The 26,217-nt window shown below is 72.1% G+C and carries 20 protein-coding genes and 1 riboswitch; of the genes, 8 read left to right on the plus strand and 12 right to left on the minus strand.

Annotated elements, in window-relative coordinates; translation table 11 throughout:
* Positions 1-58: 58 nt before the first annotated feature.
* The 5 genes from ACFQVC_RS24680 to ACFQVC_RS24700 all read right to left on the minus strand — a co-directional run bounded on the left by ACFQVC_RS24680 (position 59) and on the right by ACFQVC_RS24700 (position 7,171).
* Positions 59-1,069 (minus strand): hypothetical protein, encoded by a 1,011-nt coding sequence (locus ACFQVC_RS24680; RefSeq protein ID WP_381834305.1) that lies wholly within the window; start codon positions 1,067-1,069, stop codon positions 59-61.
* 110 nt (positions 1,070-1,179) lie between these two features.
* Positions 1,180-2,457 carry a vWA domain-containing protein gene (locus ACFQVC_RS24685; protein ID WP_381834308.1) on the minus strand — a complete coding sequence of 426 codons (1,278 nt, stop codon included), beginning with the start codon at positions 2,455-2,457 and terminating at the stop codon, positions 1,180-1,182.
* Positions 2,454-5,195: a DUF5682 family protein gene (locus ACFQVC_RS24690; protein ID WP_381834744.1), complete on the minus strand. Its 2,742-nt coding sequence runs from the start codon at positions 5,193-5,195 to the stop codon at positions 2,454-2,456. Before ACFQVC_RS24690 ends, ACFQVC_RS24685 begins: the two co-directional genes overlap by 4 nt.
* Positions 5,196-5,314: 119 nt before the next feature.
* Positions 5,315-6,430, minus strand: a complete 1,116-nt coding sequence (locus tag ACFQVC_RS24695; protein WP_381834310.1) for an ATP-binding protein — start codon at positions 6,428-6,430, stop codon at positions 5,315-5,317.
* A 312-nt stretch (positions 6,431-6,742) separates the two neighbouring features.
* Positions 6,743-7,171 carry an MmpS family transport accessory protein gene (locus ACFQVC_RS24700; RefSeq protein WP_381834313.1) on the minus strand — a complete coding sequence of 143 codons (429 nt, stop codon included), beginning with the start codon at positions 7,169-7,171 and terminating at the stop codon, positions 6,743-6,745.
* A gap of 138 nt (positions 7,172-7,309) precedes the next feature.
* Here ACFQVC_RS24700 and ACFQVC_RS24705 point away from each other — a divergent pair, with 138 nt between their 5' ends.
* Both ACFQVC_RS24705 and ACFQVC_RS24710 read left to right on the plus strand, forming a co-directional pair.
* Entirely contained in the window at positions 7,310-8,713 is a 1,404-nt protein-coding gene (locus ACFQVC_RS24705; protein ID WP_381834316.1) for an SWIM zinc finger family protein, read from the plus strand.
* A gap of 102 nt (positions 8,714-8,815) precedes the next feature.
* Positions 8,816-10,513 carry a DUF5691 domain-containing protein gene (locus tag ACFQVC_RS24710; protein WP_381834318.1) on the plus strand — a complete coding sequence of 566 codons (1,698 nt, stop codon included), beginning with the start codon at positions 8,816-8,818 and terminating at the stop codon, positions 10,511-10,513.
* Positions 10,514-10,603: 90 nt separating this feature from the next.
* On the opposite strand, the gene ACFQVC_RS24715 is transcribed toward ACFQVC_RS24710, so the two are convergent.
* Entirely contained in the window at positions 10,604-11,020 is a 417-nt protein-coding gene (locus ACFQVC_RS24715; RefSeq protein ID WP_381834321.1) for a cobalamin B12-binding domain-containing protein, read from the minus strand.
* Positions 11,021-11,429: 409 nt separating this feature from the next.
* On the opposite strand from ACFQVC_RS24715, the gene ACFQVC_RS24720 reads away from it, so the two are divergent.
* Both ACFQVC_RS24720 and ACFQVC_RS24725 read left to right on the plus strand, forming a co-directional pair.
* A complete protein-coding gene (locus tag ACFQVC_RS24720) occupies positions 11,430-12,407 on the plus strand; it encodes an esterase/lipase family protein (protein WP_381834324.1) in 978 nt (325 codons plus the stop codon).
* A gap of 444 nt (positions 12,408-12,851) precedes the next feature.
* Positions 12,852-14,375, plus strand: a complete 1,524-nt coding sequence (locus ACFQVC_RS24725) for a M23 family metallopeptidase (protein ID WP_381834327.1) — start codon at positions 12,852-12,854, stop codon at positions 14,373-14,375.
* A gap of 242 nt (positions 14,376-14,617) precedes the next feature.
* On the opposite strand, the gene pcrA is transcribed toward ACFQVC_RS24725, so the two are convergent.
* Complete coding sequence (gene pcrA / locus ACFQVC_RS24730; RefSeq protein ID WP_381834330.1) at positions 14,618-17,122, minus strand: DNA helicase PcrA; 2,505 nt, start codon at positions 17,120-17,122, stop codon at positions 14,618-14,620.
* Between the two features lie 207 nt (positions 17,123-17,329).
* Positions 17,330-17,494: riboswitch (cyclic di-AMP (ydaO/yuaA leader) on the plus strand.
* 6 nt (positions 17,495-17,500) lie between these two features.
* On the opposite strand from pcrA, the gene ACFQVC_RS24735 reads away from it, so the two are divergent.
* On the plus strand, positions 17,501-18,667 hold the full coding sequence (locus ACFQVC_RS24735) for a C40 family peptidase (protein WP_381834332.1): 1,167 nt from the start codon (positions 17,501-17,503) through the stop codon (positions 18,665-18,667).
* Between the two features lie 126 nt (positions 18,668-18,793).
* Here ACFQVC_RS24735 and ACFQVC_RS24740 read toward each other — a convergent pair whose 3' ends face one another.
* Complete coding sequence (locus tag ACFQVC_RS24740; RefSeq protein WP_381834335.1) at positions 18,794-19,147, minus strand: hypothetical protein; 354 nt, start codon at positions 19,145-19,147, stop codon at positions 18,794-18,796.
* A 325-nt stretch (positions 19,148-19,472) separates the two neighbouring features.
* On the opposite strand from ACFQVC_RS24740, the gene ACFQVC_RS24745 reads away from it, so the two are divergent.
* A complete protein-coding gene (locus ACFQVC_RS24745) occupies positions 19,473-20,531 on the plus strand; it encodes a C40 family peptidase (protein ID WP_381834338.1) in 1,059 nt (352 codons plus the stop codon).
* A gap of 112 nt (positions 20,532-20,643) precedes the next feature.
* Here the strand turns inward: ACFQVC_RS24745 and ACFQVC_RS24750 are convergent, their stop codons facing one another.
* From ACFQVC_RS24750 to ACFQVC_RS24760, 3 genes are read right to left on the minus strand one after another with little or no spacing between them, the layout of a single operon-like run.
* A complete protein-coding gene (locus tag ACFQVC_RS24750; protein WP_381834341.1) occupies positions 20,644-21,294 on the minus strand; it encodes a GNAT family N-acetyltransferase in 651 nt (216 codons plus the stop codon).
* Positions 21,295-21,350: 56 nt separating this feature from the next.
* The gene (locus ACFQVC_RS24755) at positions 21,351-22,085 is read right to left on the minus strand and encodes a LuxR C-terminal-related transcriptional regulator (protein WP_381834344.1); all 735 of its coding nucleotides are present in this window, start codon (positions 22,083-22,085) and stop codon (positions 21,351-21,353) included.
* Positions 22,082-23,365 (minus strand): ATP-binding protein, encoded by a 1,284-nt coding sequence (locus ACFQVC_RS24760; RefSeq protein WP_381834347.1) that lies wholly within the window; start codon positions 23,363-23,365, stop codon positions 22,082-22,084. Before ACFQVC_RS24760 ends, ACFQVC_RS24755 begins: the two co-directional genes overlap by 4 nt.
* Positions 23,366-23,583: 218 nt before the next feature.
* Between ACFQVC_RS24760 and ACFQVC_RS24765 the strand changes: the two genes are divergently transcribed.
* Together ACFQVC_RS24765 and ACFQVC_RS24770 are read left to right on the plus strand one after the other, a co-directional pair.
* Positions 23,584-24,972, plus strand: coding sequence for a PspC domain-containing protein (locus tag ACFQVC_RS24765; protein WP_381834350.1), 1,389 nt, complete (start codon positions 23,584-23,586; stop codon positions 24,970-24,972).
* Between the two features lie 497 nt (positions 24,973-25,469).
* Positions 25,470-25,733: a hypothetical protein gene (locus ACFQVC_RS24770; RefSeq protein ID WP_381834353.1), complete on the plus strand. Its 264-nt coding sequence runs from the start codon at positions 25,470-25,472 to the stop codon at positions 25,731-25,733.
* On the opposite strand, the gene ACFQVC_RS24775 is transcribed toward ACFQVC_RS24770, so the two are convergent.
* Positions 25,640-26,161, minus strand: a complete 522-nt coding sequence (locus ACFQVC_RS24775; protein ID WP_381834356.1) for a DoxX family protein — start codon at positions 26,159-26,161, stop codon at positions 25,640-25,642. The two genes, ACFQVC_RS24770 and ACFQVC_RS24775, sit on opposite strands and share 94 nt — an antisense overlap.
* Positions 26,162-26,217: the final 56 nt, after the last annotated feature.

Raw genomic sequence — 26,217 nt, forward strand, 5'->3', positions numbered from 1 at the left:
GCGGGCAGACCTGTCCCGCCCCCGCGCGGCAGGTCTCAGGCGGGGGGAACGGCCTGCCCTAGCCGGGGAATTCGAGGATGTCGCGGTGTCTGTCGCGGACCGGGTAGTACGCCGTGGCCGCACCGCCTGCGGCCACGAGCCGGAAGGCCGCACCGCCGGAGAACGCCACGGCACCCGGGTCACCGTGCCGCTGCGAACCACAGTCGGAGGCCGAGTGGCCCGCGATGCCGTACGGCGGCGCCGGGGCGTCGGAGGGCAGCGGCGGCTGGTGATGGCGGGCGGCACGCGCGAAGCCGCCGTCCTGTGCGATGTGCCGCGTGACGGCGATGCCCGCGCTCCAACTGCGCTGCTTGTACGTGGAGTCGGGGCGCGGCTTGTGAGGCTTGTGGATGGTGTGGGCGCCGCCGTCGGCACCCGGGCGCACTGTGTGACCGCCGTCGCCGGTGCCCGGCGCGGTGCCCGGAAGAACCGGCTCCGGGAGCGGGATACCGGTGCCCGGCAGTGCCGGCCGGGGGAAGTCCTCCGGCTTCGGCAGCGCTTCGGCGGCACCCTCGGTGAGGTTCCTGAGGGACTCTTCGGCCGTGCGGACCGTGCGGACCGTGCGGGTCACTGTCGTGGCCGTGGAGCGGATGGGCTCGGCGGTGCCGGTGCCGGTGCCGGTCTTGTCGGCGGCCGTGCCGGTTGCGTCGGCGGCGATGCCGGTTGCGTTGGAGGCCGTGTCGGCCGTCGTACCGGTGGTGTCGGCGGCTGTCCGTACAGCCTTACGTACCGGCTCGACGTCGACGGCCTTACGTACCGGCTCGACGTCGACGGCCTTGCGTACCGGCTCGGCCGCGTCTGCGGGTTCGACAGCGTCTGCGGGTTCGGCCGGGGCCGACGCCGATGCCGATGCCGATGTGAGGTCCGCGGGGACCTCCGGAGCCACCTCCGCCGCCTGCGCCCTTCCACCGAACAGCAGCCCGAGGGCGAGGAGTCCGCCGAGGAACAGCGTCACCTGCAGCGCACGCCGCGCGGCCGCCGAGCGCACCAGGCGCTGGGCGGCTACGGGAAACGCGGCTGCGGCAGTCAAGTTCGGGGGCCCTCCTAGTAGGCGGCACTCGATCCTTGCATGTGACGCCTGGCGTTGCGCAAGTCCCCTGTGACTGATGGGTAGCCATGTCCGGAATGGGCCGACCGGCTTCAGGCCGCCTCCGGAATCGGCAGGGGCCGCTTCTCGATCGCCGCGGCCATCACCTCGGGGAAGAGATCGGGCGTACAGGCGAACGCCGGTGCGCCGAGCCCCGCCAGCGCCGCCGCGTGCTCCCGGTCGTACGAGGGCGCCCCTTCGTCCGAGAGCGCGAGCAGCGTCACGAACTGCACGCCGGAGGCCTTCATCGCCGCGACCCGCTTCAGCATCTCGTTACGTATGCCGCCTTCGTACAGGTCCGAGATGAGAACCACCACGGTGTCGGCGGGGCGGGTGATCTGCGACTGGCAGTACGCGAGCGCGCGGTTGATGTCCGTGCCGCCGCCGAGCTGCGTACCGAACAACACATCCACCGGATCGTCGAGTTGGTCGGTGAGGTCGACAACGGCCGTGTCGAAGACGACGAGCCGGGTGGCGATCGACCGCATGGACGCCAGGACCGCGCCGAACACCGAGGCGTACACGACGGACGCGGCCATCGACCCCGACTGGTCGATGCAGAGCACCACTTCCTTCTTCACGGACTGCGACGCCCGGCCGTATCCGATCAGCCGCTCGGGCACGACGGTCCGGTGGTCCGGCAGGTAGTTCTTGAGGTTGGCCGCGATCGTGCGGTTCCAGTCGATGTCGTGGTGGCGCGGCCTGCTGATCCGGGCACTGCGGTCGAGGGCCCCGGTGAGTGTCGCGCGCGTGCGGGTGGCGAGGCGCTTCTCCAGGTCGTCGACGACCTTGCGCACCACCGCTCTCGCGGTCTCCTTCGTGGTCTCCGGCATCGCTTTGTTGAGGGAGAGCAAGGTGCCGACCAGGTGGACGTCCGCCTCGACCGCCGTCAACATCTCCGGTTCGAGAAGCAGCGCGGACAGACCGAGCCGGTCGATGGCGTCACGCTGCATGACCTGCACGACGGAGGACGGGAAGTACGTCCTGATGTCGCCGAGCCACCGCGCGACGGACGGCGCCGACGCGCCGAGCCCGGCGGAACGGTCCCGGCCCGCCGCCCTTTTGTCGCCCTTTCCGTACAGCGAACCGAGCGCGCCGTCCATCGCGGCGTCCTTGCCCTGCAGTTGGCAGCCGGTGCCGTCGGCCGCGTCACCGCCGAGGAAGAGCCGCCAGCGCCGCAGCCGCTCGTCGCTGCCGGTTCCGGTGCCGGTGTTGGTGTTCGCTTTCGGGTCGGTGCCGGTGTTGGTGTTCGCTTTCGGGTCGGTGCCGGTGTTCGCGGTCGTGTCCGTGTCCGTGTCCGCCGTCGAGTCCGTGTACGCGTCGGCCGTCATGTGCCCGCCCCCACAAGGTCGTTGTCGTCGAGGCCGAGCAGCAGGCTCAGCACCGGCAGTACGGCGTCGGCGCGCTCGGTGTCCAGGTCCGGTGCGAAACCGGGGATGCCCGCCGAGCCGGGCGCGGTGGCGGGTGTGCCCGCGGGGCCGCGGCGGACCAGCTCACCCAGGGTGCGGCGCACTCCTGGTTCGTACGCCGAGAACGTGCGCCGCAGCAGTGGCAGTACGTCTGTGAAGGCGGTGTCCGTGACTCCGGTCAGCCAGGTGTCGACCAGGCCGAGGAGGCGCTCGTCATGCACCAGGAGCATGCCGCCGCCCGAGCCTCCCCCGACGAAGCCCTCGATCCAGGCCGCGGCATCGGCCGGCGGTGTGCCCGGCGAGAGGGCGAGGCCCATGAGCCGGGCGGTCTCCGCCTCCTCCAACTCGCCCTCGTCGAGCAGCAGTCGCACCGCGCGGCCGCGGATCTCCCCCGGGACGGTGTCCCGCGCGGTGAGCACGCGCAGGACGGCGTACCAGCGCTTGCGCATACCGGACGGCGGGCTTCCGTCCACTGCGGCGGGCTCGGCGAGCAGGCCCACCGCCGTGTGCACGGCGTCCACATGGCCGCGCAAATCGGCCGCGCCTTCGGCGTCGAGGGCGGCGCATGCGGGCGGCAGGCCGACGAAGACCCGCTCGGCGAGACCCGCGGCGACCTCGGCGAGTGCTCCGGTGCCGGTGCCGCGTACGTCGCCGTAGCGCAGCGAGCGGACCAGGGCGGGCAGGGCTCTGGCGAGATGGCCGACGTCCGCGTCCAGGGCGGCGCGGTCGGAGAGCACGCGCATCACCGTCGGCAGCGCGTCGGGCAGTTCGGCGAGCAGGCAGCGCTCGGCGAGTGCGGTGACATCGGCGAGGGCCGGGGCGCCGATCGCGTCCGTCTCGGCCTTCGCGGTGGCGGCGGCGAGCACCGTGGTGCCCCAGACTCCGGCTTCGGCGACGCGTACCGCGAGCTCGGGCTCCCAGCGCAGGCTCCAGGTCTCCCGGAAGGTGCCGGTGGACCCGCGGGAGGCCGCCGCCGGCTCGCCCCAGGCGATACCGAGCAGCCGCAGCCGGTGCAGGAGGCGGCTGCGCGCCGCGTCGGTGTCCTTGCGCAGATCGAGCTCCAACTCCCGCTCGTGCGCCTCGGGTTTGAGACGCAGGCTCCGCTGGAGCCGGGTCAGGTCGCGCTGCAGTGGTACGGCGGGCGCCGTGGCCGGCACCTCGCCGAGCACATCGCCGACGACGAGCCGGTCCTGCACAAGCGCCAAGGGGACGTCCGAGCCCTCGCACATCACCGCGCGGATCGCGTCGGTCGTCTCCGTGAGGCCGGGCAGCGGGCGGCCGCGCATCGTGGCGAGAGTGTCGGCGAGGCGGACGGCCTCGATGACGTGGGCGGACGAGACCGTCCTGTCCTCGTCCCTGAGGAGGCCCGCGACCTTGGTCATCCAGCGCGTCACGGGCCGGTCGGGGGCACGGAACAGATGCGCGTACCAGCCGGGCGAGGCGATGCCCGCTCCGTATCCGCTCGCACGAGCGAGGCGGCGGTGGGTCCAGGGCACCCAGGTCATGTCGACCTTGGCCTTGGGCAGGCCCTTGAGCAGCGCACGGTCGGCGGAGACGGCGGCCCCGGCGCGCAGGGCGGGCACGTGCCAGGCACCGCAGACGACGGCCACCTCGTCCCCGAACTCCCTTCGTGCGGCGCGCAGTTGAAGACGCATATACGCCTCGCGCACCGCATCGCGCGCGTGCCCGCCGTCGCCGTACGTCTCACGCAGCGCCCCCATGGCGTCGGCCAGCGCGGCAAAGGGAGCGAGCGCGTCCGCGACGGCACCGCGATGCTCCACCACGTCCTCCCACCAGCGCTCGGGATCGTCGTAACCGGCGGTTTCGGCGAGTACGGCGAGGGGGTCGATACGGAGGTCCTCCGGCTCACCACCCACTCCGGAACCCGGACCGCCGCCCGGATCGGCATCCGTTTGAGCAGCGGCGGGCTCGGCATCCGCTTGAGCACCGGGCGCGGCATCCGGCTCGGCGCCCGCTTGAGCAGCGACGGGCTCGGCATCCGCTTGACCACCGGGCGCGGCATCCGGCTCGGCATCCGCTTGAGCACCGGGCGCGGCATCCGGCTCGGCGCCCGCTTGAGCAGCGACGGGCTCGGCATCCGCTTGAGCACCGGGCGCGGCATCCGGCCCGGCGCCCGGCTCGGCGCCCGTCCCGGCACCCGGCCCGGCACCCGGCTCCGCGTCCGTCCCGGCACCCGGCTCCGCGGGGCCGGCTTCGGGACCGGGGGCCGGCGCATCCGCGCCACGAGGGCCGGTCACCGCCCCCGGCGCGCGGGGTGCCTCCAACTCCTCGTCCCGGTCCGGCCTTTCGGCCAGGGTGTGGGACGCGGGCAGGTCGATGAAGCGGGCCGGTACGCCGTGCTCCACGGCCCAGCGCAACGCGACCCACTCCGGCGAGAACTCGGCGAGCGGCCAGAACGCCGAGCGCGCCGGGTCGTCCGTGACATGGGCGAGCAGCGCGACCGGCGGGCTCATTCCCGGGTCACCTACGAGCCCCACCAGCGCGTCGGCCTCGGGCGGCCCTTCGATCAGGACGGCGCGCGGGGCGAGCGCATCGAGGGCGGCCCGCACGGCCCGCGCGGATCCTGGCCCGTGGTGACGCACCCCCAACAGCCAGGGTCCGTCGTCCCGTTCGGCCCCCGCGCCGCTCGCACTCGGCATGCCCTCCGCACCCCCTGCATCCCCCGAGTAATGCAGGGCGCCGCCCTCACCCCCGTGCAGGGCGGCGCCCTGGTTCGCGGGCCGGGAGGGGGGTCCCGGCTCGGCCGCCGCGAGGCCGCTCACGCGGTCACCTCGCGACAGGCGCGGTAGAAGTCCTTCCAGCCGTCACGCTCGCGGACGACCGCTTCGAGGTATTCCTGCCAGACGACGCGGTCGGCGGCCGGGTCGCGTACGACCGCGCCGAGGATTCCTGCGGCCACGTCGCCGGGCCGCAGCACTCCGTCACCGAAGTGGGCCGCCAGGGCCAGGCCGCTGGTGACGACCGAGATCGCTTCGGCGGTGGACAGGGTGCCGCTGGGCGACTTCACCTTCGTACGGCCGTCGCTCGTCACGCCGTCGCGCAGTTCACGGAAGACCGTGACGACCCGGCGGATCTCGTCGATGCCGTCCGGGCCCGCGGGCAGATCGAGGGAGCGGCCGACCTGGTCGACACGGCGCGAGACGATCTCGACCTCCGCCTCGGGGCTCTCCGGCAGCGGCAGCACCACCGTGTTGAAGCGGCGGCGCAGGGCGCTCGACAGCTCGTTCACCCCCCGGTCGCGGTCATTGGCCGTCGCGATCAGGTTGAAGCCGCGGACGGCCTGCACCTCCTGGCCCAACTCCGGGATGGGCAGGGTCTTTTCGGACAGGATCGTGATCAGTGAGTCCTGCACGTCGGCCGGGATGCGCGTGAGTTCCTCGACCCGCGCGGTCATGCCCTCGGCCATGGCCCGCATGACAGGGCTGGGCACGAGGGCGTCCCGGCTGGGTCCGTGGGCGAGGAGCTGGGCGTAGTTCCAGCCGTACCGGATCGCCTCTTCGGGCGTGCCCGCCGTGCCCTGCACGAGCAGCGTGGAGTCACCGCTGACGGCCGCGGCCAGATGCTCGGACACCCAGGTCTTCGCGGTGCCGGGGACGCCGAGAAGGAGCAGGGCGCGGTCGGTGGCGAGGGTGGTGACGGCGACCTCGACGATCCGGCGCGGGCCCACGTACTTCGGCGTGATCACGGTGCCGTCGGGCAGGGTGCCGCCGAGCAGATACGTCGCCACGGCCCACGGCGAGAGCCGCCAACGGGCCGGGCGCGTCCGGTCGTCGGCGGCCGCGAGCGCCTTGAGCTCCGCCGCGAACGCGTCCTCGGCGTGCGGCCGCAGGGCCTCGGTCGGCTCGGCCCCGGCGGTGGTGTCGGGCACGGTCATGGATCCCCCTCCAGATGCGCAGGACGAACAGCGCGGAAGATGTCCGGGAGTTCGCCCGGGCCGTCCTCCGGCTGTGGATCCCACCGTGCACCACGCCACTGACAATCGACCGTCGCCGCAGGTCGGAGCAGCTTGGAGCAAGCCGACGCGGACCGGCGGCAAGCCGACGCGGACCGGCGGCAAGCCGGCGCGGACCGGCGGCGAGCCACGGCGGGCCGGGGACCAAAGCCGGGAACCAGAGCCGGGAACCAAAAACGTGGGCGGCCAAGGCGGTTGAACCGCCTTGGCCGCCCGCGGGGCCGGTGGTGGCGCCTACTGCTCCACGATCGGCGACACCGCGACGCAGCCACCGCCGGAGATCACGCCCTCGCCGGACGCCTCCTTGATCACCTTGCCCTTGTAGGTGATCTTGCACGTCACGTCGGTGCCCTTGATGTCGGCCGCGATGGGCAGGACGGTCGGCGGCTCGATGCCGCGCAGGGTCACCGTCTTCTTCCACGGCAGCTCGGGCTTGGTGATCTTCTCGATCTTCGGGTCGGTGGCCGACTTGCCCCCGCCGCCGTTGAACTGGATCTCGTCGACGCCGTTACCGGTGACCTCGTACGTGACGTCGTACTTCTCATTTACGGCCTTGTCGACGGCGCCGTCCGCGACCTTCTGGGCCTCGGAGCAGGCGGTCAGACCGAAGGCGAGCCCGGCGGCCGCGAACGCGCAGACAGCCGTGCGGAAGGTGCGATTCATGAGTCGTCTCCCAGTTTCGGATGAGAGATACACCCAAACGTAAAGAAACGTTAAAGTCAAATCGTCCGGCGACCCCGGCGAGCGTCAAGAAGCCCCAGGTCAGGGCGATTGTCAGTGGGGGGACCTAACGTCGCAGACATGACTCAGCAGGGGGTGCGCTGGACGGCGGACCAGGTGCTTGCACTGGCTCCTGACGCCTCGTCACGCAAAGCGGGAAGCAAGCTCGGCGCGGCCGGTCCGTGGTCCGAGGCGGGGAGTTCGGGAGAGGGGGCGGTGTGGGGTCTGTGCAAGGGCAGCGGCAGCAAGCCGTATCGGACGGTGGTGGACACCACCGGGCCCGCGTACAAGTGCAGTTGCCCGAGCCGGAAGTTCCCGTGCAAGCACGCGCTCGGCCTGCTGCTCCTCTGGGCGGGCTCCGACGACACGGTCGGCCCCATCGGCACGGAGCCGGACGCCTCGGCACCCCCGTGGGCACAGGAGTGGCTGGCCGGCCGCCGCCGGCGCGCGGAGCAGCAGGACCGGCCAGCTCCGGTCGCGGGCAAGGGCGGTGACACCGAGGCGGCCCGGCGCAGGGCCGAGCGCCGCGCCGAGCGCGCCACCGCAGGTGTCACCGAGCTCGAACAGCGCCTGACCGACCTCCTGCGCGGCGGCCTCGCGGGCGCCGAGCAGGCGGGGTACGCACTGTGGGAGGAGACGGCGCGGCGCATGGTGGACGCGCAGGTTCCGGGACTCGCCGCGCGCGTGCAGGAGTTGGGCGCCATCCCGGCCTCGGGCCCCGGCTGGCCCGTGCGCCTCCTCGAAGAGTGCGCGCTGATCCATCTGCTCGACCTGGCCTGGCTGCGCCGCGAGCGGCTGCCCGGGCCGCTGGCCGCCACGGTCCGCGCCCGGATCGGGCTGCCCGTGTCGGCCGACGGAGCGCCGATGCGCGACCGCTGGCAGGTCCTCGCCCAGTACGACACGGCGGACACCAAGCTGACCACGCGCCGTATATGGGTGCATGGCGCGGAGACGGACCGCACCGCGCTGCTCCTCTCCTTCGGCGCGGCCGGCCGTGCACCCGAACTCGCCCTGCCGGTAGGCCTCTCCATAGACGCCGAGCTGTCCGCGTACCCGGGCGCGGGCCAGCTGCGCGCCGCCCTCGGCGAGCGTCACTCGGCTCCGGAGCCGACGTCCGCGAGGCCGCGCGGAGTGCGCACCCATGAGGCCGCCGCGGCCTATGGCACGGCGCTGCGCGACGACCCCTGGCTCGACTCCTGGCCGGTCACCCTGCGCGAGGTGATACCCGTGCCCGCCCCTGAGGGCCGGGGCGGCTGGCAGCTCGCCGACGCGGACGGCCGCTGTGCCCTGCCCCTCACCGCCGCTGCCACCGCGCGCCCCGGCCTGTGGAAACTCGCCGCGCTCTCCGGCGGCGCGCCGGTCACGGTGTTCGGCGAGTGCGGCCACCGCGGCTTCACCCCGCTCACGGCCTGGCCCGCGGCCCCCGAGGGCACCGGCGCCGCCGACGCTTCGGACGCGGCGCCCCAAGCAACGGCACTGGCCTGAGCGGCCCCACGCGGCGCACGGCTCACGGCGCACGGCACGGCCACAACTCGGGCACCAGACATCTCCTACGCGATACGCCAATCCCTGTACGGGAGGCCCCTCATGGACCACGCCACCGACACGGCGGACGCCACGACAACGACAACGACCAGCACCTCCACCACCGACTCCGCCTCCACGGCCACCTCCGCCGCCTGGGAAGAGCTCGTCACCTGCGCCCTCCTCGGCACCGACCGCCGCAGGCCACCGCTCGCCCCGCTCGGCAAGAACGCCGACAGGAACGCCGGAGAGGTCGCCGGCAAGGACGCCCCCGCCGCCCTCCTCGACGCGGCCGCCGCCGCGACCGTGCGGCGCCGCGCGGGACTGCGCCCCGCTGCCGCCGCACCGCTGCCCGAGCCGTCCGCGCCCGACCCCAGACCGGCCCTCCCGGCGGCGGCCAGGCGGCGCCTCGCCCTGCTCCTGGCCGACCGCCCCGGCCCGGGCGGCGGCCGCCGCGGCACCGCACCCGACCTCACCGAGCTCCTGCCCCAGTGGCTGACCGCCGCGAACGACCGGGGGTACGCGGCACCGCCCGAGCTGCTGCCCGCCCTCCTGGACGCGGCCCGCGGCCGCACCGACCTGCGGCCGCAGGCACTCCGTTTCGCCGGGCCGCGCGCCCTGTGGCTCGCGGGGCTCAACCCGGACTGGAAGTTCGCCCTGCGCAGCGCTCCCGGCGGCACCGCGCTGCCCGCACCCGACGACACCGAAGGTGCCCAACGCCTGTGGCAGGAGGGCCTGTTCGCGGAGCGCGTCACCCTCCTCGCGACCCTGCGCGGGCACGATCCGGAGGCCGCCCGCGAGCTGCTGTCCGGCACCTGGGCCACGGAGCGCGCGGAGGACCGTCTGATGTTCCTCGACTCACTGCGCGCCCGGCTCTCCGACGCCGACGAGCCCTTCCTCGAACAGGCCCTGGGCGACCGCAGCCGCAATGTAAGGGCGACGGCGGCGGAACTCCTCTCGTCCCTGCCCGCCTCGGCCCTCGCCGCCCGCATGGCGCAGCGCGCCGTCTCCTGTGTGGCGTACGACAGGGAGCGCGCCGGCATCGTCGTAGAGGCTCCGTACGAGTGCGATGCCGCGATGGAGCGGGACGGCGTGGTGGCGAACGCCCCGGCGGGCCGTGGTCAACGCTCCTGGTGGCTCGGCCAGTTGGTGGAGGCGGCGCCCCTGTCCGCGTGGTCCGCGCGGCTCGGCGGACGTGACCCCCGGCAGATCGCGGCGCTGCCCGTCCTGGACGACTGGCAGCTCGAACTGCACGCCGCGTGGTGCCGGGCGGCGGTGCGCCAGCGCGACACCGCCTGGTCCCGGGCCCTGCTCGGCTCGCCGTCCTCGCCCGGGGCCGGTGGCCCCGGAGTGGTCTCCCTCGCCGAGCGCGCCAAGCTCCTCGGCACGCTGCCCGCCGCCGACCGCGCGGAGTGGGTCGCCGGATTCATCGCCGCGCACGGCCTGTCCGAGGCCTTCCAGCTGCTCGGCGTGTGCGCGGTGCCCTGGTCGCAGCCGCTGGGCCACGCGGTGGTCGACGCGCTCAACATCGCGCGGGACGCGGGCAGTTACCCCTGGAGCTTCAGCGGAGTGATGGGCCTCGCGGAGCGCTGCCTCGACCCCGCCGAGACGACCCGCCTCGAATCCCTCACAGCGATCCCCGACGAGCCCGAGGACGGCGCGCCGGGGGCGGTGGGGTACTGGTCGGAGGCGTTCCAGCGCCTCGTGGGTACGTTGCGCCTGCGCGCGGCGATGGCGGGCGAACTGGTGCCGGAACCATGAGGCGCACCGCGGTCGACAGCCGGACGCTCAAGCGGAGCGCCGTACGCGCAGGCAGAGCGCCGTACGCACAAGCGGAGCGCCGTACGCGGGCTACGCCCCTGCGGGCTGGCGTACGTTCGCCTTCACCCACTCCACGATCGCCGTCGTCGTCGCACCCGGGGTGAAGATCTCCGCCACGCCCTGCTCCTTGAGGGGCGCGATGTCCTCTTCCGGGATGATGCCGCCGCCGAACACCTTGATGTCCTGCGCGTCCCGCTCCTTGAGGAGCTCGATGACCTTCGCGAAGAGCGTGTTGTGCGCACCCGAGAGGATGGACAGACCGATCGCGTCGGCGTCCTCCTGGATGGCCGTGTCCACGATCTGCTCGGGCGTCTGATGCAGGCCTGTGTAGATGACCTCCATGCCCGCGTCGCGCAGCGCCCGCGCGATCACCTTGGCGCCGCGGTCGTGACCGTCGAGACCCGGCTTGGCGACCACCACGCGAATCGGCCCGGCTGCCACACTCATTGCTGCCTCCATGTAGCGATTTGTCTCAGGCTTCCCTCCGCGAGCGCCCCAGACTCCTCGCGAGGTGAACGAACGTTATCTCCAGCATCTCGCAACCCGCCGTTTCGCGGTGCGGAGCGAGGGGGAAATCACACGGTGGGACACGTTCGCGATGCGCTTCGCCCTACCCAGGCTCTGTGACAGCCGGGCCGGGCCGAGCGCAAAGGGGAGCCGCTACGAGATCACCGTCCCACCGCGCCGTCAGCCGCACGGCGCGGTGGGACGGTGCATCGGCACCGGTGTCAGCGACGGCTCGCCTGCGAGCGGTCGAAGGCATCCCTGCCGCAGATCCGCCGATCTCCGCCACGGCGACCCGTGAGAGCACACGGGGGACAGAGCCGGCTCCCGCGTGCCGTTCGGGAGGTCGGCCATGAAGGTTCTGCCCTTAGTACCGCTGGTACCGCTGCTCCTGCGCCGAGCAGGGCACCTTCTTCCAGTGCACCTCCTTCCAGCACTCTTTCCTCCAGCGCGCTTCCTCCCGGACCGATTCCTCCCGGACCGCCTTCTGCCCGCGCACCATCTGCGGCTCTCCGCCGAGCTCCTGAAGGCCACGGCACTCGAACTCGCCGTACTCGCCGGGCATGTGCTCCTGTATCCCTCGGGCATCGCGCAGGAGCGCCGGCCCGTGCCGGCCCGGCTCGACCCCTCCGGCAGCTCCCTGGACGCGCCGCCGCGCCGGCAGCTCGACCCGCCGCGTCTGCCGACCGCGACGGGCCACCGCCCGGTCGTCCTGCTGCACGGCTTCATCGACAACCGCTCGGTGTTCGTGCTGCTGCGCCGCACCCTGGCCAAGGAGGGCAGGCAGCATGTCGAGTCCCTCAACTACTCGCCGTTCACCGGCGACATCCGCGCCGCCGCCGAGCAGTTGGGCCGCCATATAGAGGACCTCTGTGAGCGCACCGGCCAGCCGGAGGTGGATGTCGTCGGGCACAGCCTCGGCGGACTGATCGCCCGCTATTACGCGCAGCGCCTCGGCGGTGACACCCGTGTCCGCACCCTCGTCACCCTCGGCACTCCACACGGCGGCACCAGCGTCGTACCGCTGATGAGCGCACATCCGATCGTGCGGCAGATGCGGCCGGACTCCGACGTGATCGCGGAGCTGCGGGAGCCCGCCCCCGGCTGCCGTACGCGGTTCGTGAGTTTCTGGAGCGACCTCGACCATGTGATGGCACCGCTGGAGACCGCCTGCGTCGACCACCCCGATCTGCTCGCGCACAACGTGCAGGTGAGCGGCATCGGGCATCTCGCCCTGCCCGTGCACCCGGCGGTCACCGCAGGAATCCGCCAGGCCATCGACTCCGACGAGGCGACGCGGCCCATGGCGGGCTCGGCATCAGTGGCCTGAGGACCGGCACCGGTCAACCCACCGGCGGCGACCCGGCTTCGCCCGGACCGCGGGCCGCACCGACTACAGGTCGTCGCGACTGCAGATCGTCGCGACTCCGGCATGTCGGGGCGCCCGGACGCCGCGACTTCGGCAGGTCGCGACCCCCGGGGGCGTCGGCGCTCCGGGCGGCTCGGTCACGTTCCGCGACCGGCACGTCGCCTTCCGATCACGCGGATCGCAGTCGAGACCTACGGCCGGTGTCCACACATCGCGGAGAATCGCCGAAATTCGTCGAACGCTTGTCGAACGCAGGGCCAAAGCTCTGCCCACAGTCCGCCGAAAGGCGGCCGATTGCCCGTTTCCTGAAGCCGGGAAACCTCCCGAAGATTGTCGGCGTCGCGTACCGCCGGGTACAGTCACCGCACTGCTCTGCCCCCTGCTGTCGAGGCGAAAGAGAAGTTGGTGAACGACCAGCACGGCCATGCCGCCGGTTACGACGGCTATTCCACCGGTGCCTTCGACACCACCTCTTTCGACGCCGACCCGCTCTTCGGCACGATGCCGGGGGCCGACACCGCGTACGACGCGGGGCACAGCGGCCAGTGGGACAACGGCCAGTGGAACGGCGGCCAGTGGTCGGCCGGGACGCACGAGACCTACGCGACCGGCGCGCACACCACACTCGGCCAGGACCCCTACGGCCAGTACGAGACCGGTGCCTACGACACGACCGCCATGTGGGCGACCGCCGGGTACCAGCAGCTCGCCGACATCCCGGCTCAGCCGGGACCGCAGTCCGCCGAGCAGTGGGACGCCACCGGCCAGTGGCAGACACAGAGCTTCGAGCAGCCCACGGGCCTCGAGCACGGCCAGTCCCTCCTCGAGACCGGCGCGTACGACGCCACCGCCTGGAACTTCGACGGCAGCGCGGCGACCGGCGCCACGGACACCACGGGTGCGTACGACACTGCCGGTGCGTACGACGCGTACGACACGACCGGCTCGTACGACACGACCGGCGCCTACGAGACCTACGGCGCGACGGCCTTCGACACCCCGGCCTTCGGCACGACGGTGTTCGAGCAGCCGGGCGGCGAAACCCCGCAGGCCGAGCCCGCGCAGGGCGAACAGCCGCACGCCGACGGCCGGTTCAGCGAGAGCGAGTTCGCCGGCGCCTCCGCGCCCGGGGACGACGGCCCGTTCCCGGACGAGGCCGACGGCGCGTTCGCCGCGGCCGGTCCGCGCGGCCGCAGCCGCCGCCGCGCCCCCGCCAAGCGCTCCGCGCTGCTCACCGTGGCCGTGCCGTCGGTGTGCGCGCTCGGTGTCGCGGGCGTCGCCGCCGCGTCGGTGGCCGGTGGCTTCGGCAGCGACCAGGGCGAGACGACGACGCAGGCCGCGCCCGACCCCGGCGCCGTCAAACCGGCCGCCGCCAACAACAAGCTGGACACCCAGCTCGCGAATCTCTCCGCGGACGCCGATGACTTCGCCGACCGCGCGAGCCGCACCCAGGAGCGGATCGACCTCAAGGAGCGCCAGGAGGCCGAGCGCAAGCGCAAGGCCGCGGAGGCGGCGCGCAAGGAGGCGATGCGGCCCAAGTTCGCGCTGCCGGTGAAGCAGCACGGGCTGAGCGCCTACTACGGCCAGGCCGGCATCAACTGGATGTCCGTGCACTCCGGGATCGACTTCCCGGTCTCCTACGGCACGCCGGTCCTCGCCGCGACCGACGGCACCGTACGCACCCAGTGGAACAGCGCCTACGGCAACATGGCGATCGTGACCGCCCCCGACGGCACGGAGACGTGGTACTGCCACCTCTCCAGCACGAAGATCCGCAGCGGGTCCGTGAAGGCGGGCGACACGATCGCGTACTCCGGTAACTCGGGCAACTCCACCGGCCCGCACCTGCACTTCGAGGTGCGCCCCGGCGGTGGCTCGGCCATCGACCCGCTGCCCTGGCTGCGCGGCCACGGCCTCGACCCGAACTAAGCGCTCCGCGGCAAGTTCGTTACGGCACCTGCGGGTGCGTCGTGGCTGGTCGCTCCCCCAAGCTCTCGGCTCCGCTCGAGCAGGGGGGACCCCCATCGCGGCGGAGCCGCATATCGACACAGCCCCGCGCCCCTTCGGGGCACGACTGACCGCACCGCACTTCCCCCGAGCCGAACCCGAACCCGCCGGAACCAGGGAGCGCCTCCCGCCTGGGCACGCCCCCTCGCTCGCCGACGGACAGGTCAGAGCTTCTCGACCGGTGCGTACCGCAGCAGCAGCACCTTCGGCTTGGGCTCGCCGAAGTCGATCGTCGCCCTCGCCTTGTCTCCCGCGCCCTCGACCGAGACGACCGTGCCGAGGCCGAACTGGTCGTGTGTGACCCGGTCTCCGACCGCGAGCGACACCACCGGCTTGTCGCCGGCGCGCCGGGTCGCGAAGCCCGAGGGGCCGCCGCGGGAGCGGGAGGAGGACAGCGAAGAGACCACGCCGGCCGCGGGGCCGCTCGCGCTCCTGGACGGCGGCGGGGCCATCGGGCCCGTGCGCTTCCAGTCCAGGTGCTGCTCCGGGATCTCCTCCAGGAAGCGGGACGGCGGGTTGTACGACGGCTGGCCCCAGGCCGAGCGCATCGTCGAACGGGTCAGATAGAGGCGCTCGCGGGCGCGGGTGATGCCGACGTACGCCAGACGGCGCTCCTCCTCCAGCTCCTTGACCTGGCCGAGCGCGCGCATGTGCGGGAAGACGCCGTCCTCCATGCCGGTCAGGAACACCACCGGGAACTCCAAACCCTTCGCGGTGTGCAGGGTCATCAGCGTGATGACTCCGCCGCCGTCGTCCTCGTCCGGGATCTGGTCCGAGTCGGCGACCAGCGCGACCTGCTCCAGGAAGTCCGCGAGGGTGCCTGTCGTGCCGGCCCCTTCGCCGTCGTCCCCGTGCTCCTGCTCGAATTCCAGGGCCACGGCGGCGAGTTCCTGGAGGTTCTCGATGCGGGTCTCGTCCTGCGGGTCGGTGGAGGCCTGCAACTCGGCGAGATATCCGGTGCGTTCGAGCACGGCCTCCAGGACCGTGGCCGGGCCCGCGCCGGACTCGACGATGGTGCGGAGCTCTTCCATCAGGGTGTTGAACCGCTTGACCGCGTTCGCCGAGCGGGCCGCCATTCCGTAGGCCTCGTCGACGCGCTTGAGTGCCTGCGGGAAGCTGATCTTCTCGCGCAGCGACAGCGCGTCGATCATCGCTTCCGCGCGGTCGCCGATGCCCCGCTTCGGGACGTTGAGAATCCGGCGCAGCGGGACCGCGTCCTCGGGGTTGGCGAGGACGCGCAGATACGCGAGGACGTCCCTGACTTCCTTGCGTTCGTAGAAGCGGACGCCGCCGACCACTTTGTAGGGCAGGCCGACGCGGATGAAGATCTCTTCGAAGACACGGGACTGGGCGTTCGTGCGGTAGAAGACCGCGACGTCTCCGGCCTTGGCGTCGCGCGCGTCCGTGAGGCGGTCGATCTCCTCGGCGACGAACTGCGCTTCGTCGTGCTCGGTGTCCGCGACGTAACCCGTGATGCGGGCGCCGTCGCCGGCGTTCGTCCACAGGTTCTTGGGGCGGCGGCTCTCGTTGCGCTCGATGACCGCGTTGGCCGCGCTCAGGATGGTCTGTGTGGAGCGGTAGTTCTGCTCCAGGAGGATCGTCGTCGCGTCGCCGTAGTCCTCCTCGAACTGGAGGATGTTACGGATGGTGGCGCCGCGGAAGGCGTAGATCGACTGGTCCGCGTCACCGACGACGCACAGCTCGGCGGGCTCGACCGCGGGCGATCCGTCCGGCAGCGGCGCACCGGTGCCGACCAGCTCCCGCACCAGTGCGTACTGCGCGTGGTTGGTGTCCTGGTACTCGTCGACCATCACGTGGCGGAAGCGGCGGCGGTAGTGCTCGGCGACGTCGGGGAACGCCTGGAGCAGATGGACCGTCGTCATGATCAGGTCGTCGAAGTCCAGGGCGTTGGCCTCGCGCAGCCGCTGCTGGTACATCGTGTACGCCTGGGCGAGGGTCTTCTCGAAGCCTCCCCCAGACTCCGTCTGGGAGGTGCCCCCAGCGGCCTGGCCGACGAAGGTCTCGTCGTCGATCAGTTCGTTCTTGAGATTGGAGACCTTGGCGCTGAAGGACTTCGGCGGGAACTTCTTCGGGTCCAGATCGAGGTCGCGGCAGACCAGGGCCATCAGGCGCTTGGAGTCGGCGGCGTCGTAGATCGAGAACGAGGAGGTGAAGCCGAGCTTCTTCGACTCGCGGCGCAGGATGCGCACGCACGCACTGTGGAAGGTCATCACCCACATCGCGTTCGCCCGCGGGCCCACGAGTTCGGCGACGCGCTCCTTCATCTCGCCCGCGGCCTTGTTCGTGAAGGTGATCGCCAGGATCTGGCCCGGGTGGACATTGCGCTCGGCGAGCAGATACGCGATGCGGTGCGTCAGGACACGGGTCTTGCCCGAGCCGGCGCCGGCGACGATGAGCAGGGGGGCGCCGGAGTGCACGACGGCCGCGCGCTGGTTGTCATTGAGCCCGTCGAGGAGAGCGGCCGGGTCCACCGCGGGGCGGGGGGCGCCGTCGCGGTAGTAGGCGTCGCGCGGCGGGGGCGCGTCGAAGCGCCCGCCGAAGAGGTCGTCCGAAATCTCCTCCGGAGCGTGCTCCTCGGGGGGTGGCGGGGGTCCCTCGGCCTTGGGCTGCAGGTCCGCCAGGAAGCTGTCGTCAAAGAGGCTGCTCATCGCCTACCGAGTCTAGGGCGCCCCACCGACAGTGGGTTCCGGGTTATCAAGACGGTATCCGCATGCTCACTCAGCGCTAAAGTCACGAAAATGTATCGGGCATATCGACCATCAACCTTCCCAGCGGCCACAGCGGTTGGCTAGCGTGCTCCGCGGGCTGCTCGTACCCCCACCGGCGAACCACGCCGGGAACGGGCGGCCTGCGCCGAGTCCGGAGCGCCCAGACGGCAACCCGGAGCCGGGGACCCACCTTGAACCTTGGGGTGAATCGGTCCCGTACAAGAGCACAACGTACGAGACCGTAGGGCAGCCCTTCCGAACCACCCGCCCGAACCCGACAGCTAACCCGGTAGGCGGCCAACGGAAGGAGCGCCTCCTTTGGCGTCGCACCGCAAGCCGCGGTCCAGGTCGGGTCTCATACGTACCTCCCAGGCCGTCGGCATCACCACCGCCGCACTCACCTCCGTGGCCCTGCTGTCACAGACCGCGGGCGCAGCCCCGGCCGAGCCGAAGCCCACGCTCGAAGAGGTCCAGAAGAAGGTCGACGACCTCTACCGGCAGGCCGGCGTGGCCACGCAGAAGTACAACGCCGCCAAGGAGCGCACCGACCAGCAGCGCGGCGAGGTGGACGGTCTGCTCGATCAGGTCGCCAAGCGCACCGACAAGCTCAACGACGCGCGCCGTGAGCTCGGTTCGCTCGCCGCCGCCCAGTACCGCAACGGCGGCACCTCCGAGACCGCGAGCCTGCTGCTCGCCGACGACCCGCAGCAGATGTTCGACCAGCGGCAGCTGATGAGCCGCCTCAGCGACCGGCAGAAGCGTGCCGTCGACGACTTCGAGGCGCTGCAGAACGAGGCCACCGAGAAGCGCGGCGAGGCGCAGAAGAGCCTGGAGACGCTGACCGAGGCGCAGAGCGACCTCAAGGAGAGCAAGCGGGCCGTGCAGTCCAAGCTCTCCGAGGCGCGGGAGCTGCTTTCGAAGCTGACCGCCGAGGAGAAGGCGCGGCTCGCGGCGATCGAGAAGAAGAAGGAAGAAGAGGCCAAGCGCAAGGCCGAGGAACTGGCCCGCAAGCAGGCCGAGGAGGAGCGGCAGCGCAAGGCCGAGGAGGCCGCGCGCCAGGAGCAGGAGGACCAGAACTCCGGCGGCTCCGACAGCGGCTCGGGCTCGGACTCCGGCTCCACCGACACCTCGTACGCCGCCAAGGCCGAGAAGGTGATCAGCTTCGCCGAGGCCCAGATCGGCAAGCCGTATGTGTGGGGCGCCACCGGCCCCGACTCCTACGACTGCTCGGGCCTGACCCAGGACGCCTGGAAGACCGCGGGCATTTCGCTGCCGCGCACCACCTGGGACCAGGTCGAGGTCGGCACCACGGTCAAGACCGCCGACGCCAAGCCGGGTGACCTGGTCTTCTTCTACGACGACATCAGCCACGTCGGCATCTACATCGGCGGCGGCAAGATGATCCACGCCCCGAAGCCGGGCGCGAATGTGCGCGTCGAGTCGATCTACTACATGCCGATCCACAGTGTGGTGCGGCCCGCGTAGAGCGCGCCCTCAGGACACTGAAATCGCGCCCTTAAGACGCGGAAATCGCGCCCTTGAGACGCGCAAATGACGAGGGGCCCGGACCGCTGCGGCGGTCCGGGCCCCTTCTCACGCGGTGGCCGCGGGCTATGTCCAGAGCGTCGCGATGAAGATGTTCACCGTGGTCAGCGCGCCGACCGCGATGAACATCCCCTTGTCCACCCGCTCCTCGTCACGCTTCACATAGACGAGGGCCAGGACGACGATCAGCACCGCCAGCTTGACGCCGATCTTGATGTTGTCGACCGTCTGGCCGTCGGCCTGGTTGAGGCCGACCAGGGCCACGCCCGTGATCAGCATCGTCAGCGCGCCGTGCAGCATCGGGGGCGTGAACCGCGCCGTGCCGTCGCCCATCGCCTTCACCTGCGTCAGGAACCCGCCCAGGAGCGAGGCGATCCCGACGATGTGCAGGGCGACGAAGACATTGATGAGTACGTCCATGAGGCCGGAGCCTAGCCGGGGCCGTACCACCTCCCTGTAGGCAGGTGGGGCACAACAGCCGCATCGGTCGCAGGCCTACGTCGACAGGGCTCCGTGTCCCATCAGTTCAGTCACATACGGTCACCACACTGTGCGCTTGCGCCAGTTACGCACATTCCGTCACCAAGTCGTGACGCTCAGGTTTAGCGTCCTTGCTCAGGTGACCGGCGCCCCATCGCCGCCCCGCCCCGTAGGGCGGCTGCCGGCCACCACCGCCGAGAAGAGGTCCGGCGGCGGCCCGCTCCCCCTGTGCGGGCCGCCGCCGGACGCGTAAGGAAGTGGACGCGTGGCCGCTCACCGAAAGCCCAGACAGCGCTCGCTCAGTGGCCATACGGCCCGCACCGCCGCCACTCTGGCACTCGCCGGAGCAGCGTCGGGTGCGGCCCTCGAAGGAACCGGACACGCGGAGCCACGTCTCACACCGGCCCAGGTGAAGGCCAAGGTCGACCGGCTCTACCACGACGCGGAGATCGCCACCGAGAAGTACAACGGCGCCAAGGAGAAGGCCGAGGCGGCCGAGGACCGCATCGACGCCCTGCAGGACGAGGCCGCCCGCAAGACCCAGCGGCTCGACTCCGCCCGCACCGCGCTCGGTTCGGCCGCCACCGCCCAGTACCGCACCGGCGGCATCGCCCCCGCCGTCCAGCTCGCCCTCGCCTCCGACCCGGACGACTATCTGGAGCGGGCCACGCTCGCCGACCGGGCGAACAGCCGCCAGGCCGCCGCCGTCGAAGGGGTGCGGGAGCAGCTGCGCGAGCTCGACCGGCTGCGCGCGGAGGCCGGCCACGAGCGCGATGAACTCGACGACCAGCGGGCGCGGTTGCGGTCCCACAAGAAGAACATCACCGGCAAACTCGCCTCCGCCGAGCGGCTCCTGAAGCGGCTGACCGCCGAGCAGCAGACCCGGATCACCGAAGGTCTGCACGGCGGGTCCGGTGACGACAGTGCTTCCCGGAGCTCCCGCGATCTGCCGCGCGGCGCCGTCAAGGCCCCCAACGCCCGTGCGGCACAGGCGGTTTCCTTCGCGCACGGCGCCCTCGGCAGCCCTTATGTGTGGGGCGCCGCGGGGCCCGACGCCTTCGACTGCTCCGGCCTCACGCAGGCGGCGTACCGCGCGGCGGGCATCTCCCTGCCCCGTACGACGTATACGCAGATCAATGCGGGCCGGCGCGTCTCACGGGCCGAACTCGCCCCCGGTGACCTGGTGTTCTTCTACTCCGGGCTCAGCCATGTGGGAATGTACGTGGGCAATGGGCAGATGATCCACGCCCCCAATCCCAGCGCGCCGGTACGGCTGGCGCCGGTGGACTCGATGCCGTTCGCGGGGGCCACGCGGGTCTCCTGAGGCCCGGTCCGCTCAGGGCTCAGACGTCCGGTCCGCTCAGGCTCAGACGTCCGGTCCCGCTCAGGCTCAGACGTCCGGTCCGCCCAGGCTCAGACGTCCGGTCCGCCCAGGCTCAGACGTCCGGTCCGCTCAAGGCTCGGACGTCCTGCCCCGACGGCCTGAGGTCGTCCCGCCCCGACGGCCTGAGGTCGCCGAGCGGCAGCCACATCTTCACGTCGTCGAAGCGCTCGTCACCCACCGCGATCCCGCCCGGAAGGCGCCCCCACTCGCGGAACCCGAGCCCCGAATAGAGCTCGATGGCCGCCTGGTTGTTGCCGCGCACACCCAGCGTGAGCAGCTCGAGGCCCGCCGATCGCGCGTCCTCGAGCAGGCCCGAGACGATGGCGGCGCCGAGGCCGAGCCCGCGGGCCGCGGGGTGCGTCATGATCTGCCGGAGCTCCGCGCTGTGCCGGTACGTCGGCACGGCGCCGCGCCGCTGCCACAGGCCGCAGCCGGCCACCTGCCCGTCGGCCGCGGCCACCACGAACCCCGCGTCACCGGCCCGCACATCGGCGAGCACGGCGCCGAGCCAGGCATCGGTCTCGTCCCTCGTGGGCGGGGTGACATAGCCGATGGCGCCGCCGTCCAGGGTGACCTCGGCTATCAACTGGCTGATGCCGGAGCACAGTTGCTCACTCTCCACGCTCGGCCGGCGGAGTTCGAGATGCGGACGCGGGGAGTGCTCGGTGCGGGGTGCCGTACGGGCGCCGGGAGGGGTGCTCATGGCCAGTCATGCTAGGCGCTGGACCCCGGGTGCGCGCCGCCCGCCCGGCTGCCGGCTCACACCAGTCGGCGGGCCGTCGCCCAGCGGGTCAGCTCATGCCGGTTCGACAGCTGCAACTTCCGCAGGACCGCGGAGACATGGGACTCCACCGTCTTCACGGAGATGAAGAGCTGCTTGGCGATTTCCTTGTACGCATACCCGCGGGCGATCAGGCGCAGCACCTCGCGCTCACGCTGGGTGAGGCGGTCCAGGTCCTCGTCCACCGGAGGTGCGTCCGTCGACGCGAAGGCGTCGAGGACGAAGCCCGCGAGCCGGGGCGAGAACACCGCGTCCCCGTCCTGCACACGGAAGATGGAGTCCACGAGGTCGGTGCCCGTGATGGTCTTGGTGACATAGCCGCGCGCACCGCCGCGGATCACACCGATCACATCCTCCGCGGCGTCGGAGACCGAAAGGGCCAGAAAACGCACCGGGTTCTCGGCGTCCGCCATCATGCTCGCGCTGCGGCGCAGCACCTCCACGCCGCCGCCGCCCGGCAGATGCACATCGAGCAGCACCACTTCGGGGCGGGTGGCGGTGATGACCGTGACGGCCTGCTCGACGTCCGCGGCCTCTCCGACGACCTCGACGCCGGTGGTCTCCGTGCGGCCGATCTCCGCCTGGACGCCGGTACGGAACATCCGGTGGTCGTCGACGAGCACGACGCGCACCCGGCGCCCGCCCTTGCCGGCCCCGGGCTCCTCCGGGCCCTCGGCCCCCGCCTGTCCGGTCGCGTCCGTCGCGTCACTCATGACGTCTCCGCCCTCTCCATCTCCAGCTCGACTTCCATGCCGCCGCCGGGCACCGCGCGCAGCCGCGCCGTGCCGCCGTTGCGCTGCATCCGGCCGATGATCGATTCTCGTACGCCCATCCGGTCGGCGGGCACCGCGTCCAGATCGAAACCCGGGCCGCGGTCCCGCACCGACACGAAGACCGTCTTGCCCTCGACCTCGGCGAAGACCTGGACCGCACCGCCCTCGCCACCGTACTTGGCGGCATTCACCATCGCTTCCCTCGCGGCTTGCATCTGGGCGGACAACTTGTCGTCGAGCGGGCAGTCGCCGACGACGACCACCTCGATGGGGACACCGTGCTTGTCCTCGACCTCGGCCGCGCTCCGGCGCACCGCGTCCGCGAGGTTCTCCGGCTCGTCGGACTCGTCCTTGCCGGTGCCCTCCGGCTTGTACAGCCAGGTGCGCAGATCGCGCTCCTGGGCACGGGCGAGACGGCGGACCTCCCCCGGGCTCTCGGCATTGCGCTGGATCAGGGTCAGGGTGTGCAGGACCGAGTCATGGACATGGGCGGCGACCTCGGCGCGCTCCTGGGCGCGGATACGCATCAGCCGCTCCTCGGAGAGGTCCTGCGTCATGCGCACGAGATAGGGGCCCGCGAGGAGCGCGATACCGACCAGGACGGCGAGGGCCGCCTGCAGCACGGCACCCAGGTCACGGATCGAGCCCTGCAGCACGAAGATCGCCGCGACTCCGGTGCCGACCAGGGCGACGCCCGCTCCGGAACGCGCGATGTTCAGGGTGCGCCGGCGGCGGCCGACCTCCATCCAGCGGGCCCTGCGGGCGTTGTCCGCCTGGCGCCAGACCAGGGCCACACCCGCGGCCATCAGCAGGGTCGGCCACAGATAGGCCTTGGCGGTGCCGCTCATGTCGACCGTGCCGACGAAGACCATCGCCACGACGACCATCGCGAGGAGCGCGATCAGCTGCCCCTTGTCGACCTTGCGGACGATCAGCCTGCGGCGGCCGTCGGGGCCCGTCTCCGTGGTGACCGCATGCTGCCTGCCGTCCCCCACACCGCCCACGCCGAGGGGGACGAAGAACCAGAACGCGGCATACAGCAGCGCCCCCAGGCCGTTCGCCAGGAACAGGCCGACGAAGACGAGACGCACCCAGATCACGGGCAGCCCGAGATGCCCGGCCAGTCCGCGCGCGACCCCACCGAGCCAGCGGCCTTCACCGCTTCGGTAGAGCTTGCGCAGCGGCGGCGGTTCTTCGGTGGGGAGCGCGGCGCCTTGCATGCCACTGATGGTCACACGGGCGGGGGCGCCAGGGCATCAGGGTCGGCCCCCTAGACACCCCTGATCTCCGGGCCCGCCGTGCCCCCGGCCAGGACCGGAGCCTCCCCGGTCCCGGCCCGGGTCCGACCCCGGCCCGGCTGCCCCTCAGGGTACGAATCAGGGTTCAGCCAGGGTCGTCCCGCCTGCCGCAGCGGCCGTACGCCCGTCACCATGGAGGCATGAACGATCAGGACCGCGCCGCGCCGGCCGCAGCCCGCCGCGGGGCGCCCGGCGAAGCGCCCCGCGAGGCACCCGGCGCCGCGGCACCCGGCGAGACCGCCACGGCCGGGCCCCGGGCACCGCGCAAGCTGCGCCGCGAGCGCCGGCACAAGATGCTGGGCGGCATCTGCTCCGGCCTCGGCCGGCACTGCGACATGGACCCGGTGATCTTCCGCGTCGGCCTCGCCGTGCTCGCCGTCACCGGCGGCCTCGGCCTGATCATCTACGGCTTCGCATGGCTCCTGCTCCCCCTGGACGGGGACGAGGAGACGGAGGGCCGCAAGCTCCTCACCGGCCGGGTCTCCGGCGCGGGCCTGACGGCACTGATCTGCGCCCTAGTCGGCTGTGCCCTGTTCCTGTCGATGCTGAACAACGGCGGGGTGCTCACCTTCGCCGCCGTCCTCACCCTGCTCCTCGCGGGCGCGGGGTACTGGTCGCAGCAGCGCGCCGCCACCGACCCCGACCCGGTCACGGCACAGACGGTCGCCGACGCACCGCCGGAGACCCGCGCCCCGCCGGTCGCCAGTGCGCCGTCCTGGTGGCGTGACCGCATCGTCAAGGACGGCACGCACGACGGGGAGACGGGTTACTTCTGGGGTCCGCCCGATCTCAAGGGCATCGAATTCACCCTGGACCCGGGGTACTGGCAGTACGACGACTCCAAGGGCACCGGCTACAAGCGCCACACCCCCGCGCCCAAGCCGCGCGGCCCGCGCTGGATCGGCGGCTGGGTGTTTCTGCTCGCCCTGCTCGCGGGCGCCCTCGCCACCGGCCTGAGCTGGGACGACCGGAGCGGTGGCTCCCTCGGCACCAGCCTGCAGGCCGGACTCGCCTGCGCGCTCGCCGTGTTGGGCCTCGGCATCGCGGTCAGCGCGTTCCTCGGGCGCACCGGCGCCGGCTCCATCGTCCTCGCGGTGATCACGGCCGGTCTGCTCGCCGCGGCGACGGCGCTGCCGGACAACATCAGCACGAAGTGGGTGCGCACGGAATGGAAGCCGGCCGCGGTGGCACAGGTGCGGCCCCTGTACGAACTGGGCTCGGGTGCCGGCACCCTCGACCTGAGCGGCGTGAAGCTCGGCAAGGGCGAGACCCTGACCACCTCCGCCGAGGTCGGCGCGGGCCGTATCAAGGTCGTCGTGCCGGACGACGTGACGGTGCAGCTGGACGTGGAAGTGGGCGTCGGCGACATCCGGCTGCCCACCGAGACACCGGGAGACGTCGACATCGCCCCCGGCCAGGACCGCACCACCACCCTCGCCCCACCGTCGGGCACCAAGGACGGCGGCACGATCGACCTCAGACTCGAAGTCGGCGTGGGCCAGGCGGAGGTGGCCCGTGCGGCACGGTGAGAAGCGGACGCCGGACTCTCACGCAGGCGCGAGCTGGGCGGCAGGCGGGACCTGGGCGGCGGATGAGAGCCGGGCCGCAGCCGAAAGCCGGGCGGCGGATGAGAGCCCGGCCGCAGCCGAAAGCCGGGCGGCACATGAGAGCCCGGCCGCAGCCGAAAGCCGGGCGGCACATGAGAGCCCGGCCGCAGCCGAAAGCCGGGCGGCACATGAGAGCCCGGCCGCAGCCGAAAGCCGGGCGGCACATGAGAGCCCGGCCGCAGCCGAAAGCCGGGCGGCACATGAGAGCCGGGCGGCGGATGAGAGCCCGGCCGCAGGCCAAGGCCCGACCACGGACACGAGCCCGGCCACAAGCCAGAGGCGGGCGGTAGACACGAGCCCGGCCACCGACCAGAGCCGGGCCGCAGACGCGACCCCGGCCGCAGGCCAGAGCCGGGCGGCAGACACGAGCCGGGCGGCAGGCCGGAGCCCGGCCGCAGGCGTCGTGAAGGAGGCAGCGCATGTTGCGGCATGAGTTCCAGCCCGGGAAGCTCGTCGCGGGCACCTTCCTCGCGGGCGCGGGCATCGCGTACGCGGGGGACGCGGGAGGCCTCTGGCACGTCGAGTGGTTCGTGGCGATCCCCGTGGTCTGCGCCGGACTGTTCCTCGCCACCGTGGCCGCGGCGACGGGCTACGGCATCCGCCGCCGTCGCGCGCGCAGCATGGCGTCCACGGAGAGCGACGAGGCCCCGGCGAGCACCAGCGGCAGCCACGCCATCAGATAGGCCAGGTCGTTGCCGTAGTAGTAGGGCTCGATGGCCCAGCTCACGGTCAGCCACAGGCTGAGCGAGATCAGCGCGCCGCCGAGCGCGGCGAGCCGGGCGAGCAGTCCGATCAACGTGCCGATACCGACGGCCAGTTCACCGAAGGCGATGGCATAGCCGAAGTTGACAGGGCTCTTCAGGGCCAGGTCGACGAGGGCGGGGACCGCCGCGGAGTCGCGCGCCCCGCGCATCAGCTCACCGATCGAGCCCGCGCCGGAGGCCGACATGAAGGCGGAGTCGGTGAGCTTGTCGAGGCCCGCGTAGATGAAGGTGACACCGAGGAAGATCCGCAGTGGCAGCAGGGCGTAATGGCCCGCGCTCTCCCTGAGTCCGCCGGCACCCCTGCCGGCGCGGTCGATATACGGATCGGTCCGCATGCTGTGCGCCATGGTGCCCGCCGCCTCTCTGTTGACCCGTCAACAGACCATACGTACGACGAGACCGC

The sequence above is a fragment of the Streptomyces monticola genome (assembly GCF_042665355.1).
In the GTDB taxonomy this organism is placed as follows: domain Bacteria; phylum Actinomycetota; class Actinomycetes; order Streptomycetales; family Streptomycetaceae; genus Streptomyces; species Streptomyces monticola.

What these genes read in the sequence shown, in the direction of transcription:
- ACFQVC_RS24710 (WP_381834318.1), top strand. Translation starts at nt 8,816, where the DNA reads ATGGACCACGCCACCGACACGGCGGACGCCACGACAACGACAACGACC.
- ACFQVC_RS24700 (WP_381834313.1), bottom strand. Translation starts at nt 7,171, where the DNA reads ATGAATCGCACCTTCCGCACGGCTGTCTGCGCGTTCGCGGCCGCCGGG.
- ACFQVC_RS24755 (WP_381834344.1), bottom strand. Translation starts at nt 22,085, where the DNA reads ATGAGTGACGCGACGGACGCGACCGGACAGGCGGGGGCCGAGGGCCCG.
- ACFQVC_RS24695 (WP_381834310.1), bottom strand. Translation starts at nt 6,430, where the DNA reads ATGACCGTGCCCGACACCACCGCCGGGGCCGAGCCGACCGAGGCCCTG.
- ACFQVC_RS24685 (WP_381834308.1), bottom strand. Translation starts at nt 2,457, where the DNA reads ATGACGGCCGACGCGTACACGGACTCGACGGCGGACACGGACACGGAC.
- ACFQVC_RS24705 (WP_381834316.1), top strand. Translation starts at nt 7,310, where the DNA reads ATGACTCAGCAGGGGGTGCGCTGGACGGCGGACCAGGTGCTTGCACTG.
- ACFQVC_RS24760 (WP_381834347.1), bottom strand. Translation starts at nt 23,365, where the DNA reads ATGCAAGGCGCCGCGCTCCCCACCGAAGAACCGCCGCCGCTGCGCAAG.
- ACFQVC_RS24690 (WP_381834744.1), bottom strand. Translation starts at nt 5,195, where the DNA reads ATGCCGAGTGCGAGCGGCGCGGGGGCCGAACGGGACGACGGACCCTGG.
- ACFQVC_RS24765 (WP_381834350.1), top strand. Translation starts at nt 23,584, where the DNA reads ATGAACGATCAGGACCGCGCCGCGCCGGCCGCAGCCCGCCGCGGGGCG.
- ACFQVC_RS24750 (WP_381834341.1), bottom strand. Translation starts at nt 21,294, where the DNA reads ATGAGCACCCCTCCCGGCGCCCGTACGGCACCCCGCACCGAGCACTCC.
- ACFQVC_RS24715 (WP_381834321.1), bottom strand. Translation starts at nt 11,020, where the DNA reads ATGAGTGTGGCAGCCGGGCCGATTCGCGTGGTGGTCGCCAAGCCGGGT.
- pcrA (WP_381834330.1), bottom strand. Translation starts at nt 17,122, where the DNA reads ATGAGCAGCCTCTTTGACGACAGCTTCCTGGCGGACCTGCAGCCCAAG.
- ACFQVC_RS24720 (WP_381834324.1), top strand. Translation starts at nt 11,430, where the DNA reads ATGAAGGTTCTGCCCTTAGTACCGCTGGTACCGCTGCTCCTGCGCCGA.
- ACFQVC_RS24770 (WP_381834353.1), top strand. Translation starts at nt 25,470, where the DNA reads ATGTTGCGGCATGAGTTCCAGCCCGGGAAGCTCGTCGCGGGCACCTTC.
- ACFQVC_RS24740 (WP_381834335.1), bottom strand. Translation starts at nt 19,147, where the DNA reads ATGGACGTACTCATCAATGTCTTCGTCGCCCTGCACATCGTCGGGATC.
- ACFQVC_RS24775 (WP_381834356.1), bottom strand. Translation starts at nt 26,161, where the DNA reads ATGGCGCACAGCATGCGGACCGATCCGTATATCGACCGCGCCGGCAGG.